15 protein-coding genes are annotated in these 17,513 nt (G+C 75.0%); 11 read left to right on the forward strand and 4 right to left on the reverse strand.

Going from position 1 to position 17,513, the window contains the following annotated elements:
• The first annotated feature begins 85 nt into the window (after positions 1-85).
• Entirely contained in the window at positions 86-3,634 is a 3,549-nt protein-coding gene (gene dnaE / locus AAEM63_RS05650) for a DNA polymerase III subunit alpha (RefSeq protein WP_341360654.1), read from the forward strand.
• A gap of 79 nt (positions 3,635-3,713) precedes the next feature.
• Here the strand turns inward: dnaE and AAEM63_RS05655 are convergent, their stop codons facing one another.
• The gene (locus AAEM63_RS05655) at positions 3,714-3,941 is read right to left on the reverse strand and encodes an RNA-binding S4 domain-containing protein (RefSeq protein WP_341360655.1); all 228 of its coding nucleotides are present in this window, start codon (positions 3,939-3,941) and stop codon (positions 3,714-3,716) included.
• A gap of 109 nt (positions 3,942-4,050) precedes the next feature.
• Here AAEM63_RS05655 and hisD point away from each other — a divergent pair, with 109 nt between their 5' ends.
• Both hisD and AAEM63_RS05665 read left to right on the forward strand, forming a co-directional pair.
• On the forward strand, positions 4,051-5,406 hold the full coding sequence (hisD, locus tag AAEM63_RS05660; RefSeq protein WP_341360656.1) for a histidinol dehydrogenase: 1,356 nt from the start codon (positions 4,051-4,053) through the stop codon (positions 5,404-5,406).
• A complete protein-coding gene (locus AAEM63_RS05665) occupies positions 5,406-5,876 on the forward strand; it encodes a nitroreductase family deazaflavin-dependent oxidoreductase (protein ID WP_341360657.1) in 471 nt (156 codons plus the stop codon). The genes hisD and AAEM63_RS05665 overlap by 1 nt, the downstream gene beginning before the upstream one ends.
• A gap of 8 nt (positions 5,877-5,884) precedes the next feature.
• Here the strand turns inward: AAEM63_RS05665 and AAEM63_RS05670 are convergent, their stop codons facing one another.
• Entirely contained in the window at positions 5,885-6,667 is a 783-nt protein-coding gene (locus tag AAEM63_RS05670) for an HAD-IIA family hydrolase (RefSeq protein WP_341360658.1), read from the reverse strand.
• Positions 6,668-6,682: 15 nt separating this feature from the next.
• Positions 6,683-9,010, reverse strand: coding sequence for a DEAD/DEAH box helicase (locus AAEM63_RS05675; protein WP_341360659.1), 2,328 nt, complete (start codon positions 9,008-9,010; stop codon positions 6,683-6,685).
• A 148-nt stretch (positions 9,011-9,158) separates the two neighbouring features.
• Here AAEM63_RS05675 and AAEM63_RS05680 point away from each other — a divergent pair, with 148 nt between their 5' ends.
• The 7 genes from AAEM63_RS05680 to AAEM63_RS05710 all read left to right on the forward strand — a co-directional run bounded on the left by AAEM63_RS05680 (position 9,159) and on the right by AAEM63_RS05710 (position 14,949).
• Positions 9,159-10,028, forward strand: coding sequence for a universal stress protein (locus tag AAEM63_RS05680; RefSeq protein WP_341360660.1), 870 nt, complete (start codon positions 9,159-9,161; stop codon positions 10,026-10,028).
• 108 nt (positions 10,029-10,136) lie between these two features.
• Positions 10,137-11,279, forward strand: coding sequence for a histidinol-phosphate transaminase (locus AAEM63_RS05685; RefSeq protein ID WP_341360661.1), 1,143 nt, complete (start codon positions 10,137-10,139; stop codon positions 11,277-11,279).
• Positions 11,276-11,887 (forward strand): imidazoleglycerol-phosphate dehydratase HisB, encoded by a 612-nt coding sequence (gene hisB / locus AAEM63_RS05690; protein ID WP_341360662.1) that lies wholly within the window; start codon positions 11,276-11,278, stop codon positions 11,885-11,887. The genes AAEM63_RS05685 and hisB overlap by 4 nt, the downstream gene beginning before the upstream one ends.
• Entirely contained in the window at positions 11,884-12,657 is a 774-nt protein-coding gene (locus tag AAEM63_RS05695; protein WP_341360663.1) for a hypothetical protein, read from the forward strand. Before hisB ends, AAEM63_RS05695 begins: the two co-directional genes overlap by 4 nt.
• Positions 12,654-13,304: an imidazole glycerol phosphate synthase subunit HisH gene (hisH, locus tag AAEM63_RS05700; RefSeq protein ID WP_341360664.1), complete on the forward strand. Its 651-nt coding sequence runs from the start codon at positions 12,654-12,656 to the stop codon at positions 13,302-13,304. Before AAEM63_RS05695 ends, hisH begins: the two co-directional genes overlap by 4 nt.
• Before the next feature lie 8 nt (positions 13,305-13,312).
• On the forward strand, positions 13,313-14,050 hold the full coding sequence (gene priA, locus AAEM63_RS05705; RefSeq protein ID WP_341360665.1) for a bifunctional 1-(5-phosphoribosyl)-5-((5-phosphoribosylamino)methylideneamino)imidazole-4-carboxamide isomerase/phosphoribosylanthranilate isomerase PriA: 738 nt from the start codon (positions 13,313-13,315) through the stop codon (positions 14,048-14,050).
• Positions 14,047-14,949: an SseB family protein gene (locus AAEM63_RS05710; RefSeq protein ID WP_341360666.1), complete on the forward strand. Its 903-nt coding sequence runs from the start codon at positions 14,047-14,049 to the stop codon at positions 14,947-14,949. Before priA ends, AAEM63_RS05710 begins: the two co-directional genes overlap by 4 nt.
• 68 nt (positions 14,950-15,017) lie before the next feature.
• On the opposite strand, the gene AAEM63_RS05715 is transcribed toward AAEM63_RS05710, so the two are convergent.
• Positions 15,018-16,538: an ATP-dependent DNA ligase gene (locus AAEM63_RS05715; protein ID WP_341360667.1), complete on the reverse strand. Its 1,521-nt coding sequence runs from the start codon at positions 16,536-16,538 to the stop codon at positions 15,018-15,020.
• Positions 16,539-16,854: 316 nt separating this feature from the next.
• Between AAEM63_RS05715 and infC the strand changes: the two genes are divergently transcribed.
• Positions 16,855-17,511: a translation initiation factor IF-3 gene (gene infC, locus AAEM63_RS05720; protein WP_341361317.1), complete on the forward strand. Its 657-nt coding sequence runs from the start codon at positions 16,855-16,857 to the stop codon at positions 17,509-17,511.
• Positions 17,512-17,513: the final 2 nt, after the last annotated feature.

The raw sequence follows: 17,513 nt of genomic DNA on the forward strand, positions 1-17,513 counted from the left end.
GCGACACGCCGGTCGGGGGCGGCGCGCCGGGGCGACCCGCCCGGCCTCGCCGGAGGCGTCGGTGCACCGAATTACACTGGTGCGCATGGCTGCCGGAGGAACTGAAGACTTCGTCCACCTCCACGTGCACACCGAGTACTCGATGCTCGACGGCGCCGCCAAGCTCGACCCGCTGTTCGCCGAGGTCGGCCGGCTCGGCCAGAAGGCCGTCGCCATGACGGACCACGGCTACATGTTCGGCGCGTACGACTTCTGGAACAAGGCGCGCGGCGCCGGGATCAAGCCGATCATCGGCGTCGAGGCCTACCTCACCCCCGGCACGGCCCGGGCGGACAAGACCCGCGTGCGCTGGGGGGACGACTCCCAGAGCGACGACGACGTCTCCGCCCGCGGCTCCTACACCCACATGACCCTGCTGGCGGCGACGACGGAGGGGATGCACAACCTCTTCCGGATGGACTCCCTGGCCTCCCTCGACGGCCAGATGGGCAAGGCGCCGCGGATGGACCGCGAGCTGCTCACCACCTACGGCAAGGGCCTGGTCGCCACGACCGGGTGCCCCTCCGGCGAGGTGCAGACGCGCATCCGGCTCGGCCAGTACGACGAGGCCGTCCGCGCCGCGGCCGAGTTCCAGGACATCTTCGGCAGGGAGAACTACTACGTCGAGCTGATGGACCACGGCCTCGACCTGGAGAAGCGGGTCATCGCGGACCTGCTGCGTCTGGCCAAGGACATCGGCGCCCCGCTCCTGGCCACCAACGACTCCCACTACGTCACGGCCCAGGACCAGCCCACCCACGACGCGCTGCTGTGCATCAACTCCGGCTCGACCCTGGCCGACCCCGACCGGTTCGCCTTCACCGGCGACACGTACTACATCCGTTCCGCGGCCGAGATGCGCCGGCAGTGGCGCGAGCTGCCCGAGGCCTGCGACAACACCCTCGTCGTCGCCGAGCAGTGCGACGTCGACTTCCGCACCTCGGCCCAGGGCGCGAACTACATGCCCCGCTTCGAGGTGCCGGCCGGTGAGGACGAGCACTCCTGGTTCGTCAAGGAGGTCGAGCGCGGACTGCACTACCGCTTCCCCGGCGGGATCCCCGACGACGTGCGCCGCCAGGCCGAGTACGAGGTCGGCATCATCACCCAGATGGGCTTCCCGGGGTACTTCCTCGTCGTGGCGGACTTCATCAACTGGGCGAAGTCGCGCGGCATCCGCGTCGGCCCGGGCCGTGGCTCCGGCGCCGGGTCGATGGTCGCCTACGCCATGCGCATCACCGACCTCAACCCCCTGCACCACGGCCTGATCTTCGAGCGGTTCCTCAACCCCGACCGTGTCTCGATGCCCGACTTCGACGTCGACTTCGACGAGCGCCGGCGCGGGGAGGTCATCGACTACGTCACGCGCAAGTACGGCGACGACCGGGTCGCCCAGGTCGTCACCTACGGCACGATCAAGGCCAAGCAGGCCCTCAAGGACTCCTCGCGGGTGCTCGGCTACCCCTACGCGATGGGGGAGAAGCTCACCAAGGCGATGCCGCCGTCGGTCATGGGCAAGGACATCACCCTGTCGGGCATCTTCGACCCCACGGACAAGCGCTACGCCGAGGCCGAGGAGTTCCGCCAGGTCCACGCCGCCGACCCGGAGGCGCAGAAGATCGTCGCCACCGCCCAGGGCCTGGAGGGCATCAAGCGCCAGTGGGGCGTCCACGCCTGCGCCGTCATCATGTCCTCGGACCCGCTGATCGACATCATCCCGATCATGCGGCGCCCCCAGGACGGGGCGATCATCACCCAGTTCGACTACCCCACGTGCGAGACCCTGGGCCTGCTGAAGATGGACTTCCTGGGCCTGCGCAACCTCACCGTCCTGGACGACGCCCTGCGCAACATGGCCCGCAACGGCAAGGAGCCGGTGGACCTGGAGACGCTCGGCCTGGACGACCCCGCGGCGTACGAGCTGCTCTCCCGCGGGGACACCCTCGGCGTCTTCCAGCTCGACGGCGGCGGCATGCGCACCCTCCTGCGGCTCATGCGCCCCGACAACTTCGAGGACATCTCCGCCGTCGGCGCCCTGTACCGCCCGGGCCCGATGGGCGCGAACTCCCACACCAACTACGCGCTGCGCAAGAACGGCCAGCAGCGGATCGACCCGATCCACCCCGAGCTGGAGGAGCCCCTCAAGGAGATCCTCGGCACCACCTACGGCCTGATCGTCTACCAGGAGCAGGTCATGGCCATCGCGCAGAAGGTCGCCGGGTTCACCCTCGGCCAGGCCGACCTGCTGCGCCGGGCCATGGGCAAGAAGAAGAAGGCCGAGCTCGACAAGCAGTACGCCGGGTTCGAGGCCGGCATGCTCGAGCGCGGGTACTCCGCCGCGGCCGTCAAGACCCTGTGGGACATCCTCCTGCCGTTCTCCGACTACGCCTTCAACAAGGCGCACTCGGCCGCCTACGGCGTGGTGTCGTACTGGACGGCCTACCTCAAGGCCAACCACCCCACCGAGTACATGGCCGCCCTGCTCACGTCCACGCAGGACAACAAGGACCGGCTGGGCCTCTACCTCGGCGAGTGCCGGCACATGGGCATCACCGTCCTGCCGCCGGACGTCAACACCTCCGCGGCGGACTTCACCCCCGTGGGGGCCGACATCCGCTTCGGGCTCGCGGCCATCCGCAACGTCGGCGCCAACGTCGTCCAGGCGATCATCGATGCCCGGACCGAGAAGGGTGACTTCACCTCCTTCCAGGACTTCCTCGACAAGGTCCCCGCCGTGGTGTGCAACAAGCGCACGGTGGAGTCCCTCGTCAAGGCGGGCGCGTTCGACTCCCTCGGGCACACCCGACGGGCCCTCGTGGCCCGCCACGAGGAGGCCATCGACGCGGTCGTGGACGTCAAGCGCAACGAGGCCGTCGGCCAGTTCGACCTCTTCGCCGGTCTCGGCGGCGACGCGGCACCGGGGACCGGCTTCAGCGTCGAGATCCCGGACCTGCCCGAGTGGGACAAGAAGCAGAAGCTCGCGTTCGAGCGGCAGATGCTCGGGCTCTACGTCTCCGACCACCCGCTGGCCGGGCTCGAGCACGTGCTCCAGCGCGCGGCCGACACCCAGATCTCCTCCCTCCTCGAGGACGAGGCGCGTCCCGACGGCTCCAGCGTCCACATCGCGGGGCTGGTGACGTCCCTGCAGCGGAAGATGACCAAGAACGGCAACCCCTGGGCCATCGCCACCGTGGAGGACCTGGCCGGGTCGATCGAGGTGCTGTTCTTCCCGCAGACGTTCGCCACCGTCTCCACCGCGCTGGCCGAGGACACCATCGTCACCGTGCGGGGGCGCCTCAACCGCCGCGACGACATCCCCACCGTCTACGCCCAGGAGCTCACCCTCCCGGACGTCTCCGACGCCCAGAACGGGCCGGTGAGCCTGACGATGGTCGAGTCGCGCTGCACGGGCCCGGTGGTGGAGCAGCTCCGGGTCGTCCTCGGCAACCACCCCGGCACCGCCGAGGTCCGCCTGCGACTCACGCGGGGGAACAAGGCGCAGGTCGTCCAGCTGGCCGACCGGTTCCGGGTGGACCCCAGCCCCGCGCTCTTCGGCGACCTCAAGGCCCTCCTCGGGCCGAGCTGCCTCACCCACTGACCGCCGACCGGGCGACCGGCCGGCCCAGGGCGGGCCGACCCACCCGCCGTCCTCAGCCGACGCGGGTGGCCCGCCGTCCTCAGCCGACGCGGGCGGCCCGGGTCCCGGTCGGCACGGCGACCTCGACGAGGTCACCCGGGGCGAGCTGGCGGCCGCGACGGGTCTCGACCTCGCCGCCGACGGAGACCTCCCCCTCCGCGATGAGCTCGCGGGCCTGCGCGCCGGAGTCGGCGAGCCCGGCGAGCTTGAGGAACTGGCCCAGGCGGATGGTGCCGCTGGCGGGGACGGTGGGAACGGGCTCGGTCATGACCCGATCCTGCCAGGTGGCCACGGCGCCGGCGGCGCCGGGGGCGGCGGGGGCCGGCCGGCCGCGGGCCGCCCGGGACCGGCCGGGCGGCGCCACTAGGATCGACGTCATGCTCAAGCGCATCGACCTGCGAGGCCAGAGACTCACCGCCGCAGAGCTCGCCGCGGTCCTGCCGCGGGCGGCGCTGGACGTCGAGCGGGCCATGGAGCAGATCCGGCCGGTCATCGACGACGTCCGGGCTCGGGGGGCCGCGGCGCTGCGCGAGCTCGCGGAGCGCTTCGACGGCGTCCGGCCCGAGCACCTGCGGGTGCCTCGACAGGCCCTGACGGACGCCCTGGCCGGGCTCGACCCGGAGGTCCGCGAGGCGCTGGAGATCTCCATCGCCAACAACCGCGCCGGGCACGCCGCCCAGCTCCCGCACGAGACGAGCACCGAGATCACCCCGGGCGGGTTCGTCCGCCAGCGCTGGGTGCCGGTGCGCCGGGTGGGGCTCTACGTCCCCGGCGGGCTGGCCGTGTACCCCTCGAGCGTGGTGATGAACGCCGTCGCGGCCCAGGTGGCCGGGGTCGCCGAGCTCGCGGTGGCGAGCCCCCCGCAGCGCGGGTTCGGCGGGTTGCCGCACCCGGTCATCCTCGCGGCGTGCGAGCTCCTCGGTGTGCACGAGGTCTACGCGGCCGGGGGCGCGCAGGCGGTGGCGATGTTCGCGTACGGCGCCGCCACCGAGGACGAGACGGACCGGGCGGACCTCGCGGCGGCCGGCGTCGAGGGCAACCTGCTGTGCGAGCCCGTGGACGTCGTGACCGGGCCGGGCAACGTCTACGTCGCGGCGGCCAAGCGCGCCGTCATGGGCACGGTCGGCATCGACGCGGAGGCCGGCACGACCGAGATCGCCGTCCTCGCCGACTCCACGGCGCACCCCGCCCACGTGGCGGTGGACCTCATGTCCCAGGCGGAGCACGACCCCGCGGCCGCGTCGGTGCTCATCACCGACTCCATCGAGCTCGCCGACGCCGTCGACGCCGAGATCGCCGCGCGCGTCCCGGTCACCCGGCACGCCGAGCGGATGCGCACCGCGCTCGGCGGTCCGCAGTCGGGCACCGTCCTGGTCGCCGACCTCGACCAGGCCGTCGCCGTCGCCGACGCCTACGGCGCCGAGCACCTCGAGGTCCAGACGGTCGACGCCGCCGAGGTCGCGGCCCGGATCCGCAACGCGGGGGCCATCTTCGTCGGGCCGTTCTCGCCCGTGCCGCTGGGCGACTACATCGCGGGGTCCAACCACGTCCTGCCCACCGGCGGGACCGCCCGGTTCGCCTCGGGCCTCAACGTCATGGCGTTCATCCGGTCCGTGCAGGTCATCGAGTACGACGAGCGGGCGCTCAAGGAGATGGCCGCCCCGCTGACGGCCCTGGCCGCCTCCGAGGACCTGCCCGGGCACGCCGAGGCGGTCAACACCCGGTTCGTCTAGTGCGCCGGCTGCCACGGGCCGTCGCCCGCGCGCCGGTGCCGATCTTCCGGGCGGGCCTGGGTCCGCTCCTGGGCGGGGCGCTGGTGATGGTCGAGCACCGCGGGCGGGTCACGGGCCGGTCCCGCACCGTCGTCCTGGAGGTGGTGGAGCGGGCCGGCCGGGCGGGTCGCGGCGGCGTGCCCACGATCGTCGTCGTCGCGGGGTTCGGCCCAGGCTCGCAGTGGTACCGCAACGTGGCGGCCGAGCCGCGCGTGCGGGTGTGGTGGGGGACCCGGCGCGCGGTGCCGGCGGTCGCGGAGCTGCTCGGCCCGGTCGGGAGCGCGGAGGTCCTCCGCCGCTACCGGGCGGCTCACCCCTGGCGGGCGAGGTTCGTCTCCCGCGCCCTCGGGGTGCCGGCACTGGCGTCGGGACCGGTCGACGCCGGTCTGGTCGCCCGGCTGCCGGCGGTGCGTCTACGGCCGGTCCGCTGAGCCGTCGCTCAGCGGTCGAGCCAGGACGGGAGGTCGGCGATCGAGTCGAGGACGACGTCGGCCTCGCCGTGGGCCGAGCTCTCCGCCCCGGGCAGGTACTTGCCGGTGCGCACGAGGACGCCGGTCAGCCCGCACGCCTGGGCGGCGAGCACGTCGGCGTCGACGTCGTCGCCCACCATGACCGCGTCGCCGGGTGCCGCACCCAGCACGGCGAGGGCGGTGGTGAAGAACGCCCGGGCGGGTTTGCCCACCACCACGGCCTCGACGCCGGCGGCCCGCTCGAGCCCGGCGAGGAACGCGCCGGTGTCGAGCTGGAGACCGACGTCGGTGCGCCAGAACAGGTTGCGGTGCATCGCCACGAGGACGGCGCCGGCTCGCAGCGTGCGGAAGGCCCGGTCGAGGGCCTCGTAGGAGAGCTCGGGCCCGGCGCCACCGAGCAGCACCACGTCGGCGTTCGCGTCAGGGTCGGTGACGAGGTCGACGCCGGGGAGGTCCTCGGCGATGTCGCCGTTGCTCAGCAGGAGGCACCGGGCGCCGGGGTGGTGCTCGGCGAGGTACGCGGCCGTGAGCACGGGGGCGGTGAGCACCTCCGAGGCCGCGACGTCGAACCCCGCGGTCCGCAGCCCGGCGACGACGGAGGCACGCGGGCGCGAGGTGGTGTTGGTGACGAGGAGCAGGTCCAGGTCGCGCTCGCGCAGCGCGGCGAGGGCCTCCACCGCGCCTGGCAGCGGCCGCCAGGAGACGGTGAGCACGCCGTCGACGTCGAGCAGGACGGCACGTCTGGCGTCCATGGACCGACCTTAGCCTCAGCGCACGGCCAGGACGAAGGGGTGGACGGCACCCGCGCCGGCGCGACGCAGCAGCCGGGCCGCGACGGTGAGGGTCCACCCCGAGTCGGTGAGGTCGTCCACGAGGACGACGGTGCGCCCGGGCAGCCCGGCCAGGGCGGCCTCGCCGAGGTCGAGGCGCAGCCGGCGCTCCACGGCGGCCAGCCGCTGCGCCGAGTTGACGTCGTGGCGGCCGGGGGCCTGCTGCGGGTCCGGCGAGACGGCGCCCACCACCGGGACGCCGAGGATCTTGGCGACGCCGGCCGCGAGGTGCGCCACGAGCCGGGGCCGGGTGGCCGAGCCGACCACCACCACGCCGTCCACACCGGGGGAGCCGTCACCGCGCCTCAGCGCCGGGGCCCACTCGCGCAGCACGGTCTCGACCGGCCGGCGCAGGGCGGCGGGGAGCATCCCGTCCGCACCGTGCGCGGCCTCCTGGGCGCCGGAGCCGGGAGCGCCGGAGCCGGGGGCGCCCGGGCCGGGAGCGCCGGAGCCCACGGCGCCGGAGGGGTCGTGGGCCGCGGCCGTCCCGGCGGCGACGGACGGTGCGGCCCGGCCGGGCGCATCCCCCCGGGCGGGCTCGAAGAGGTCACGCAGGGGGCCCGACCAGCCCAGCCCGTCCAGGCGCGCGAGCGCCCTGCCGTCCTCGGCCCGATCCTCGGCGGAGATCCGGCCCCGCACCGAGATGCCGAGGGTCTCCATGCCCGAGGGCCACTGCCGCCGGGCGGCCACCTCGATCCCTGGACGGTCCATGGCCGCGCGGGCATCGCGCAGGGCGCCGTCGTCGACCTCGGCGACGAGGTCCAGCCCGCCGCACAGGTCGCACCGGCCGCAGCGCCACCCGGGCTCGAGGTCGGGGTCGTCGAGCTGGTCGCGCAGGTAGGCCATCCGGCACGCACCGGTGCCCAGCCGCTGGTAGGCCACCATGGCGTCCTGCTCGGCCCGGCGGGTCGCGCTCACCCGGGCGTAGCGCTCGGTGTCGTAGGTCCACGGCGCCCCGGTGGTCTCCCAGCCGCCGCGCACCCGGCGCACCGCGCCGTCGACGTCGAGGACCTTGAGCATCGTCTCGAGCCGGTTGCGGCGCAGGTCGACCATCGGCTCGAGCGCCGCCGTCGACATCGTCCCGCCGTCGGCCAGGGTCGCCAGGGTGGCCCGCACGGCGGGCTCCGGCGGGAAGGCGAGGGAGCCGAAGTACGCCCAGATGTCCTGGTCCTCACGGCCGGGGAGCAGGACGACGTCGGCCCGGTCGACGCCGCGCCCGGCGCGGCCGACCTGCTGGTAGTAGGCGACCGGCGAGGACGGGGCCCCGAGGTGGACGACGAAGGCGAGGTCGGGCTTGTCGAAGCCCATCCCGAGGGCCGAGGTCGCCACGAGGGCCTTGACACGGTTCTCCTTGAGGTCGGCCTCGAGCTGCTCGCGCTCGGCGGTGTCGGTCTGGCCGGTGTAGGCGCGCACCTCGTGGCCGGCCAGCCGCAGCTGCTCGGCCACCTGCTGCGCCGATGAGACCGTCATCGCGTAGACGATGCCCGAGCCGGACCACCGGCCCAGCTGGCCCGCGAGCCACGCCACCCGGGCCGCCTGGTCGGCCAGCTCCAGCACGCCGAGGTGGAGGGAGGGGCGGTCGAGGCCGCCGCGCAGGACCAGGACGCCGTCCTCGCCTCGGCCCACCCCCAGCTGCTCGGCGACGTCGGCGCTCACCCGCGCGTTGGCGGTGGCGGTGGTGGCCAGCACCGGGATGCCGCTCGGCAGGTCCTCCAGCAGGGTGCGGATGCGCCGGTAGTCGGGCCGGAAGTCGTGCCCCCAGTCGGAGATGCAGTGCGCCTCGTCGACGACCACCAGCCCGGCGCTCGCGGCCAGACGGGGGAGGACCTCGTCCCGGAAGCCGGGGTTGTTGAGCCGCTCCGGCGAGCACAGCAGGACGTCGACCTCGCCGGCGGCGATCGCCGCGTGGACGCCCTCCCACTCGGTGACGTTCGCGGAGTTGATCGTCACCGCGCGGATGCCGGCCCGGGCCGCCGCGGCGATCTGGTCGCGCATGAGGGCGAGCAGCGGCGAGACGATCACGGTCGGGCCGGCCGGCGGGCCGTCGCCGGTGCCGGCACGGAGCAGAACCGTCGCGACGAAGTACACCGCCGACTTCCCCCAGCCGGTCGCCTCGACCACGAGCGCCCGGCGCCGGTGCGCCACGAGGGCCTCGACAGCGCTCCACTGGTCCTCGCGCAGCCGGGCGTCGGGACGGCCCACGAGGGCGCGCAGGGCCTCCTCGGCCCGGTCGCGCAGGTCCTGCTGTGCCGTCGTCGTCTCCACGTCTCCCACGCTCTCACACCGCACCGACACGCCCGCTCCCGGGTGTGGACGACGGGGACATTCGTCACCCGCGGGGCGCCGGGAGCCGTGCCACGCTGGGGCCGCGGCGTCGCGGGTCCCGCGACCGCACGGCACGGAGGAGGACCCCATGTCCACCACCACGGCACCGGTCGGCAGCGTGGTCGTCGGGACCGACGGCTCCCCCCACGCCGAGGTCGCGCTCGACTGGGCGGCCGCGGAGGCCGCCCGGCGCGGGACCGGCCTGCACGTCCTCTACGCCTACCCCTGGCTCGCCCGGGCGCGGGCCTGGGAGTTCGCCCCCGACCTGGCAGAGCTCACCCACGGCGACGACGTCGTCGCCGCCGCGGCCGCGCGCGCCCGGTCCGCCCGCCCGGGCCTGACGGTGACGACGGAGGTCGTGGTCGACGACCCGTCGGTGGCCATCACCCTCGCCTCCTGCGACGCCGCCGTGGTCGTCGTCGGCGCGCGGGGGCTGGGTGCGGTGGCCGAGGTCCTCGGCTCGGTGTCCCTGCGGGTGGCCGAGCACGCGTACGCCCCGGTCGTCGTGGTCCGCGCGGACGGGTTCGCCGAGGACACCCGGCGGGTGGCCGTGGGCCTGGACCCCCACGACGACGACGGCGAGACCCTGCGCTACGCCCTCGACGACGCCCGTCGGCGCAAGGTGGGTCTCCTCGCCGTCCAGGGGGTGCAGCTGCGCACCGAGCACCCCGACGACGTCTACGTCCAGCGCCTGACCGAGGTCGTCGAGGCGGGGGAGAGCCGCGTCCGCGACCGGCTCGACGTCTGGCGGGAGCGGTACCCCGACGTGCCCGTCGAGCTGCGCCAGGTGCGCGAGCACCCGGCCGACGCGCTCGCCGACGCGGCGGCCGAGTGCGCCGTCGTGGTCGTGGGCAGCCGCGGGCACGGCGGCCTGGCCGGGCTCCTGCTCGGGTCCGTCAGCCGCGCACTGCTCCACCGCGCCCCGGTCGTCGCGGTGGTGCGGCACGTGCGCGAGTGAGCCGCCGGCCCCACCTCCGCAGACCTCACACCGGTCCGTCTCGCCCGCGGTGGTCCGGGCCCCGGACGCCGCACGGCCGGGGTGGACCGCGCGGCCTAGAATCCTGGGGTGACCACACCGCCCGACAACGCCGTGCGCCTGCCCCTGCGCCCCGGCCTGGAGGGGCTCACCCCGTACGGCGCCCCCCAGCTGGCCGTGCCGGTCCTCCTCAACGTCAACGAGAACCCCTACCCGCCGTCCGCGGGCGTCGTCGCGGACATCGCCGCGGCCGTCGCCGAGGCGGCCGGCGGGCTCAACCGCTACCCCGACCGGGACTTCCCCCGGCTGCGCGAGGAGCTCGCCGCGTACCTCGCCGCGGAGTCCGGCGTCGAGCTCGACCCCGGGCAGGTCTGGGCGGCCAACGGGTCCAACGAGGTCATGCTCCACCTCCTCCAGGCCTTCGGGGGGCCGCGGCGCACGGTCCTGTCCTTCGCGCCCACCTACTCGATGTACCCCGAGTACGCCCGCGACACCCTCACGGGCTGGGTCGCGGGACGCCGCGAGGAGGACTTCTCCCTCGACGTCGGCCACGTCCGCGCCCTCATCGACGAGGTCCGCCCCGCCGTGGTGCTCCTCGCCAGCCCGAACAACCCGACCGGCACCGCCCTGGACCTGGCCACCGTCGGGGCGGTCTGCGAGGCCACGCTCACCTCCGGACCGGCGGGTCCGGACGGCGCACCCACCGCGAGCGTCGTCGTCGTCGACGAGGCCTACGGGGAGTTCCGCCGTGCGGGGACCCCGTCCGCGTTGACCCTGCTCGCCCGGTACCGCCACCTCGCGGTCTCACGGACGATGTCCAAGGCGTTCGGGATGGCCGGCCTGCGGCTGGGCTACCTCGCCGCGGCGCAGGAGCTGGTCGACCACCTGCGGGTCGTCCGCCTGCCGTACCACCTCTCCGCGCTCACCCAGGCCGCCGCGCTGGCGGCGCTGCGCCACCGCGAGGAGCTCATGGGGCAGGTCGCCTCCCTGCGCGCCGAGCGCGACGCCCTCGTCGTGTGGCTGCGGGGCCGTGGGCTCGAGGTCGCCGACTCCGACGCGAACTTCGTCCTGTTCGGGCGCTTCGACGACCGCAGCGCCGTGTGGCAGGGTCTGCTGGAGCGGGGCGTCCTCATCCGTGAGGTCGGACCCGACGGTTGGCTCCGGGTGTCGGTCGGCACCCCGGAGGAGACGGCCGCCTTCCGGGCGGCCCTGGTGGAGGTGCTGGGCCGATGAGCGAGCTGACGGGCCGGACGGCGCGGATCGAGCGGAAGACCTCGGAGTCCGACGTCCTCGTCGAGCTCGACCTCGACGGGAGCGGCCGGACGGACATCTCCACCTCCGTGCCGTTCTACGACCACATGCTCACCGCCCTGGGCAAGCACTCCCTCATCGACCTCACCGTGCGGGCCACCGGCGACACCGACATCGACGTCCACCACACCGTCGAGGACGTCGCGATCTGCCTCGGCCAGGCGCTGCGGCAGGCGCTGGGCGACAAGCGCGGCATCTCCCGCTTCGGCGACGCGCTCGTCCCGCTGGACGAGGCCCTCGCCCAGGCCGTCGTCGACGTCTCCGGGCGCCCCTACCTCGTGCACGAGGGTGAGCCCGCCGGCCAGGAGTACCACCTCATCGGCGGGCACTTCACGGGCTCGCTCACCCGGCACGTGCTCGAGTCGATCGCCCACCACGCCGGGATCTGCCTGCACGTGCGGGTCCTCGCCGGCCGCGACCCCCACCACATCGTCGAGGCCCAGTTCAAGGCCCTCGCCCGGGCCCTGCGCGCGGCCGTCGAGCCCGACCCGCGCGTCGAGGGCGTGCCGTCCACCAAGGGAGCACTGTGAGCACCACCGGGCCGCAGGGTGACGACGAACCCCTCACCGAGGCCGACATCGAGCGCATGCTCCGCGCGCTCGGCCCGGACGCGACCCAGGACGGGCCGGACGCGCCAGGTGTCCCCGGCGGCACCGACGGCCTCGGCACCGACGGGCCCGGGCCCGACGGGCCGGAGCCCGGCCGGGCCGCCTCCGCCGGCCCGGGACCGGCGCCCGCCGGCGACGGCCCGGTCGGTGCGGCCGCGCAGCAGACGCCGGCCCGGCTGGCCCTGGTCCTGACCCCCGTCGCATCGGCCCCGGCGCTCGCCGGCCTGTGCGCGATGGCCGGGATCGACGTCGACGTCGTGCCCTCGGCGTCGGGCGCCGTCGCGGTGCTCGAGGTGCCCGCCAAGGAGGCTCCGGCTGACTGGGACATCACCGAGCTGCTCGGCGGCGGTGAGATGCCCGGCGCCTTCCCGCCCGAGGCGGAGGAGGTCGCCTCGGCCCTGTCCCGGCTCGCGCGCACCGGGGTGGTCCTGCTCACCGCCGACCTCGCCACCGACGTCGGCATCGAGCCGGGCCTGTCCGGGCACGTCAGCGCCCGCCGCTACGTCGGCGGGACCGCCGAGGGCGACATGCCCGCCGGGCTGGTCCTGGCCGGCGCCGACCAGGTGGTCGAGGACCTCGTCCTGGGCCGGGTCCGGGCCGGGGAGGTCGCCGGCCACCAGCGCTCGGGCAACCTGCCGCGGTGGAAGGCCACCCGCATGTTCACCCGCGGACTGCGCAGGAGGAAGCCGTGAGCGCCGGCCGGCGGGTCGTCGTCCTGGACTACGGCTCGGGCAACGTCCGCTCCGCGGTGCGCGCCCTCGAGCGCGTCGGCGCCGACGTCGAGCTCACCGCGGACCCCGACGCCGCGGCCGACGCGCACGGCCTCGTCGTACCCGGCGTGGGCGCCTTCGCCGCGGTGATGGACCAGCTGCGCTCGGTCGACGGCGGCCGCATCATCGAGCGCCGCCTGGCCGGCGGCCGCCCCGTGCTGGGCATCTGCGTGGGGATGCAGGTGATGTTCACCGCCGGGGAGGAGCACGGGGTCACCACCCCCGGCCTCGACCAGTGGCCCGGCACCGTGGACCGGCTCCACGCCCCCGTCGTCCCCCACATGGGCTGGTCGACCGTCGAGGCCCCCGAGGGCAGCGTCCTGTTCGAGGGAGTCGGCGACGAGCGGTTCTACTTCGTCCACTCCTACGCCGCCCAGTCCGACCCCGCCGCGGCCCTCGACGGCGGGGAGGACAGCCCGTTCCCGCCGCCGCTGGTCACCTGGTCCGAGCACGGTGGGCGGTTCGTCGCCGCGGTCGAGAACGGCGCGCTGTCCGCCACCCAGTTCCACCCCGAGAAGTCCGGCGACGCCGGCGCCCAGCTGCTCCGCAACTGGGTCACCAGCCTGTAGGAGCCCCGATGACCTCCACCCCCCGCCTCGAGCTGCTGCCGGCCGTCGACGTCGTCGACGGCCAGGCCGTGCGCCTCTTCCAGGGTGCCGCGGGCTCCGAGACCACCTACGGCGACCCGGGCGAGGCGGCGGCCGCCTTCGTCGCCGAAGGGGCCGAGTGGATCCACCTCGTCGACCTCGACGCGGCCTTCGGCCGTGGCTCCAACCACGAGCTCCTCGCCCGGATCGTCGGCGAGCTCGACGTCAAGGTCGAGCTCTCCGGCGGCATCCGCGACGACGAGTCCCTCGCGCGGGCGCTCGGGTCGGGCGCCACCCGGGTCAACCTCGGCACCGCCGCCCTGGAGGACCCCGCGTGGACCGCCAGGGTCATCGCCCGGCACGGCGAGCAGATCGCCGTCGGGCTCGACGTGCGCGGCACCACGCTCGCCGCACGAGGGTGGACCCGCGAGGGCGGCGACCTGTGGGAGGTCCTCGAGCGCCTCGACGCCGACGGCTGCGCCCGCTACGTCCTCACCGACGTCACCAAGGACGGCACCCTGCGCGGTCCCAACGTCGAGCTGCTCCAGGAGGTGTGCGAGCGCACCTCCGCCCCCGTGGTCGCTTCCGGCGGGGTCGCGAACCTCCACGACATCGAGGCCCTGCGGGAGCTGACCGGCATCGGCGTCGAGGGGGCCATCGTCGGCAAGGCCCTGTACTCCGGCGCCTTCACGCTCAGCCAGGCGCTCGACGTCGCGGGCCGCCCGTGACCGGCGCGCCGACCGGCCCCGGGCACGACGAGGACGCCCCTCCCGCCGTGGTCCACCCCCACCACCCGGGACGGCCGGGCCCTGGAGACCGCGCACCCCTGCGCATCGCCGAGGGGCTCACCGACGCCGCCCTGGCCGACTCCGCCGGCCAGGCGTGGGCGGGACGCACGCTGAAGCCCAACCCCTTCGCCGGCGACGACGGCAGGGTCCAGCCCGGCATGGCCGCGGCCCTGGCGCTGACCGACCCCGGCGAGCGGGTCGTGGCGGTCGTGGAGGAGCTGCGCACCGGCCGCGTCGTCGTCCCCGTCGTCGCGCACGAGCACCCCGGCACCGACGGCGACGGGCACGTCCGCCCCCACGACGCCGACCGGTTCCGCACCGGTGACCGCGGCGGGGACGCCATGGCCTCGGCGGCGATGGTCTCGGTCCGGACCCCCGACGGACGCTCCGCCCTGCCGGTCTTCTCCTCCGTCGAGGCGCTCCTGCGCTGGGACCCGGCCGCCCGGCCCGTCCCGGTCGAGGCCGCCCGGGCGGCCCTGTCGGCGGTGGGGGAGTCGGACTCCCTGCTCGTCCTCGACCCCGGTGCGCCGACCACCGTCCTCGTGCCCCGGCCGGCGGTGTGGGCCGTCGCCCAGCAGCGCGCCTGGGTACCCTCCTGGGCGGACCCCGAGCTGCCCTCGCTCGTCGCGGCGGCCCTGCGGGGGATCACCGAGCTCGTCGGCGTGCGGCTCGAACGCGGTGAGCGCGCCGAGCTGAGGGTCGTCCTGGCCGTGCGGGCCGGTCTCGACGCCGAGACGGTCCGCGCTGCCGTGGCCCGGGCGAGCGAGGCGCTCGGCGCCGAGCACGCGCTGCGCGAGCGGGTGGACTCCCTCGAGCTCGCCCCGACCGTGGTGGCCTGACACCAGGCGCGGCCCTGCGGTCGCCGCCGCCGAGCGCCGGGTGCGCTGCGTTCACCCGACGGGGCAGGTCAGAGCCCCGCGAGCACCCGCACCGCCTCGAGGGTGTCGGCCTCTGCCGCCGTCTTGTCGTCGCGGTAGCGCAGCACCCGTGCGAACCGCAGCGCGACCCCGCCGGGGTAGCGGGGAGAGCGCTGGACGCCGTCGAAGGCGATCTCGACGACCTGCTCGGGCCGTACGTGGACCACGTGGCCCTCGCGGTGGGTCTCGAGAGCGAGGAACCGTTCGGTCTGCCAGGCGAGCATCTCGTCCGTCATGCCCTTGAACGTCTTCCCGAGCATGACGAACCCGCCCGCACCGTCCGCGGCACCGAGGTGGATGTTCGACAACGTGCCGCTCCGGCGACCCGAGCCCCACTCGACGGCGAGCACGACGAGGTCGAGAGTGTGCCGGGGCTTGACCTTGACCCAGGCGGCGCCGCGGCGCCCGGCCTCGTAGGGGGCGTCGAGGCTCTTGACGACGACGCCCTCGTGCCCGCCCGCGAGCGTCCGGGCGTAGAAGTCCGCGGCGGCGCCCGGGTCGTCCGTGCGCAGCCGGGGCACGACCAGGTCCCCGGGCACCACCTCCTCGAGCGCGGCGAGCCGGGTCCGGGCCGGTGCGTCGAGGAGGTCCTGGCCGGCCACGTGCAGGACGTCGAAGAAGACGGTCGTGACGGGCACCTGCCCGCGCAGGGTCGCGACGTCGGCGCTGCTCATCGTCCGCGCCGCGGTCTCCTGGAAGGGCCGCGGCCGACCGTCGGCGCGCAGGGCGATCGCCTCGCCGTCGAGGACGAGGTCGCCGCCGCCCAGGCCCCGGGCCGCCTCGACCACCTCGGGCAGCCGTGCGGTGATGTCGTCCAGGGACCGGGTGAACACCGCGACCTCCCGCCTGCGCCGGTGCACCTGGATGCGGATGCCGTCGAGCTTGGCGTCGACCGCGACCTCGCCGGCGAGCCGCTCGAGCGCCCCGGCCAGGTCGGGTGCGGCGGAGGCGAGCATGGGACGCACCGGCGTGCCCACCGCGAGGGTGAACGCCGCCAGCGCGGCCTCCCCGCCGGTGAGGGCGGCGACGGCGACCGGGCCCGTCTCGCCGGAGAACATCGCCGCCCGGCGCACCGCCGCGAGCGAGACAGAGGACGCCTCGGCGACGGCGTCGAGCATGAGCGAGTCCAGCGCCCCCTGGCGCAGCTCGCCCAGGACGAGCAGCCGCAGGAACCGCTGCTCGGCGGCGGTGGCCCGGCCGAAGAGCTCGGCGACGGCAGCGGCCCGCCGCGCCTGGGAGCCGCTGCCGGACAGCGCCGCGAGGGTCTCCAGGGCGGCGTCGACCTCCACGACCGTCAGGGTGGGGACGTCCGCCGGTGCCGGCAGCGTCTCGAGCGAGCGCCACCCCAGGCCCGTGCGGCGCTGGCGCACCGTCCCGGAGAGGTAGCCTGCGACGAGCGCCGCCTCGGGGCCGGCCTGGCGCAGCGCACCGGCGAGGGCGTGGCGCTTGGCCAGGCGGGAGCGCGTGGCGGCCACGGCCTGGGAGGCCGCGACGAGGTCGGCGAGGAGCATGGCGACCATGGTCCTGCCGTGTGGCCGGGGCCACCACCGGGCGTCGGTGCCGGGCGGGGCGTGCGTGCTAGTCTTGTCCACTGACCGACCAGGGCCTGTCCCTGGTGCGCAAGTGGAGATCCTCCCACCTGGGTGACGTCGGCAGCCGAGAGGCTGCCACAGTGACCGGGTTCAGGTCGACGGGGCTGGTCCCCGTGCACCCGTGCGGCCCAGCGCCGCGGGGGTGACGACCTCTGTGGGCCTCCGCGTGCGCGAGCACGACGGAGGCCTTCTTCGTCTCGCGACGGTCACCGCGAACGAGGTAGAGGAGCACAGCATCAGCGAGCCCCGCATCAACGAGCGGATCCGCGTGCCCGAGGTCCGGCTGGTCGGCCCCGGTGGCGAGCAGGTCGGTGTCGTCCGCGTCGAGGACGCCCTGCGGCTGGCCCAGGAGGCCGACCTCGACCTGGTCGAGGTCGCGCCCGACGCGCGCCCGCCCGTGGCCAAGCTCATGGACTACGGGAAGTTCAAGTACGAGTCCGCCATGAAGGCCCGTGACGCCCGGCGCAACCAGGCGAACACGGTCCTCAAGGAGATCCGGTTCCGCCTCAAGATCGACGCGCACGACTACGCGACCAAGAAGGGTCACGTCGAGCGCTTCCTCACGGGCGGCGACAAGGTCAAGGTCATGATCATGTTCCGCGGCCGTGAGCAGTCCCGCCCCGAGATGGGCATGCGGCTGCTCCAGCGGCTGGCCGAGGACGTCGCCGAGCTCGGCTCGGTCGAGTCCTCCCCGCGGCTGGACGGGCGCAACATGACCATGGTGATCGGCCCGCACAAGAAGAAGGCCGAGGCCAAGAGCGAGCAGCGCCGCAAGCGCGAGCAGGAGCAGGCGGCCAAGACCGCCGCCGCCCCCGCAGCGGCCGCCGAGCCGGCAGCCCCGACCGCGCCCGCGGCGGACGCGCCCGCCGACGGCGCCGCGGACGCCAGCTAGCC

This window comes from Georgenia sp. M64 (genome assembly GCF_038049925.1).
In the GTDB taxonomy this organism is placed as follows: Bacteria; Actinomycetota; Actinomycetes; order Actinomycetales; family Actinomycetaceae; genus Georgenia.

What these genes read in the sequence shown, in the direction of transcription:
- dnaE (WP_341360654.1), top strand. Translation starts at nt 86, where the DNA reads ATGGCTGCCGGAGGAACTGAAGACTTCGTCCACCTCCACGTGCACACC.
- AAEM63_RS05680 (WP_341360660.1), top strand. Translation starts at nt 9,159, where the DNA reads ATGTCCACCACCACGGCACCGGTCGGCAGCGTGGTCGTCGGGACCGAC.
- hisB (WP_341360662.1), top strand. Translation starts at nt 11,276, where the DNA reads ATGAGCGAGCTGACGGGCCGGACGGCGCGGATCGAGCGGAAGACCTCG.
- priA (WP_341360665.1), top strand. Translation starts at nt 13,313, where the DNA reads ATGACCTCCACCCCCCGCCTCGAGCTGCTGCCGGCCGTCGACGTCGTC.
- AAEM63_RS05655 (WP_341360655.1), bottom strand. Translation starts at nt 3,941, where the DNA reads ATGACCGAGCCCGTTCCCACCGTCCCCGCCAGCGGCACCATCCGCCTG.
- hisD (WP_341360656.1), top strand. Translation starts at nt 4,051, where the DNA reads ATGCTCAAGCGCATCGACCTGCGAGGCCAGAGACTCACCGCCGCAGAG.
- AAEM63_RS05715 (WP_341360667.1), bottom strand. Translation starts at nt 16,538, where the DNA reads ATGCTCCTCGCCGACCTCGTCGCGGCCTCCCAGGCCGTGGCCGCCACG.
- AAEM63_RS05670 (WP_341360658.1), bottom strand. Translation starts at nt 6,667, where the DNA reads ATGGACGCCAGACGTGCCGTCCTGCTCGACGTCGACGGCGTGCTCACC.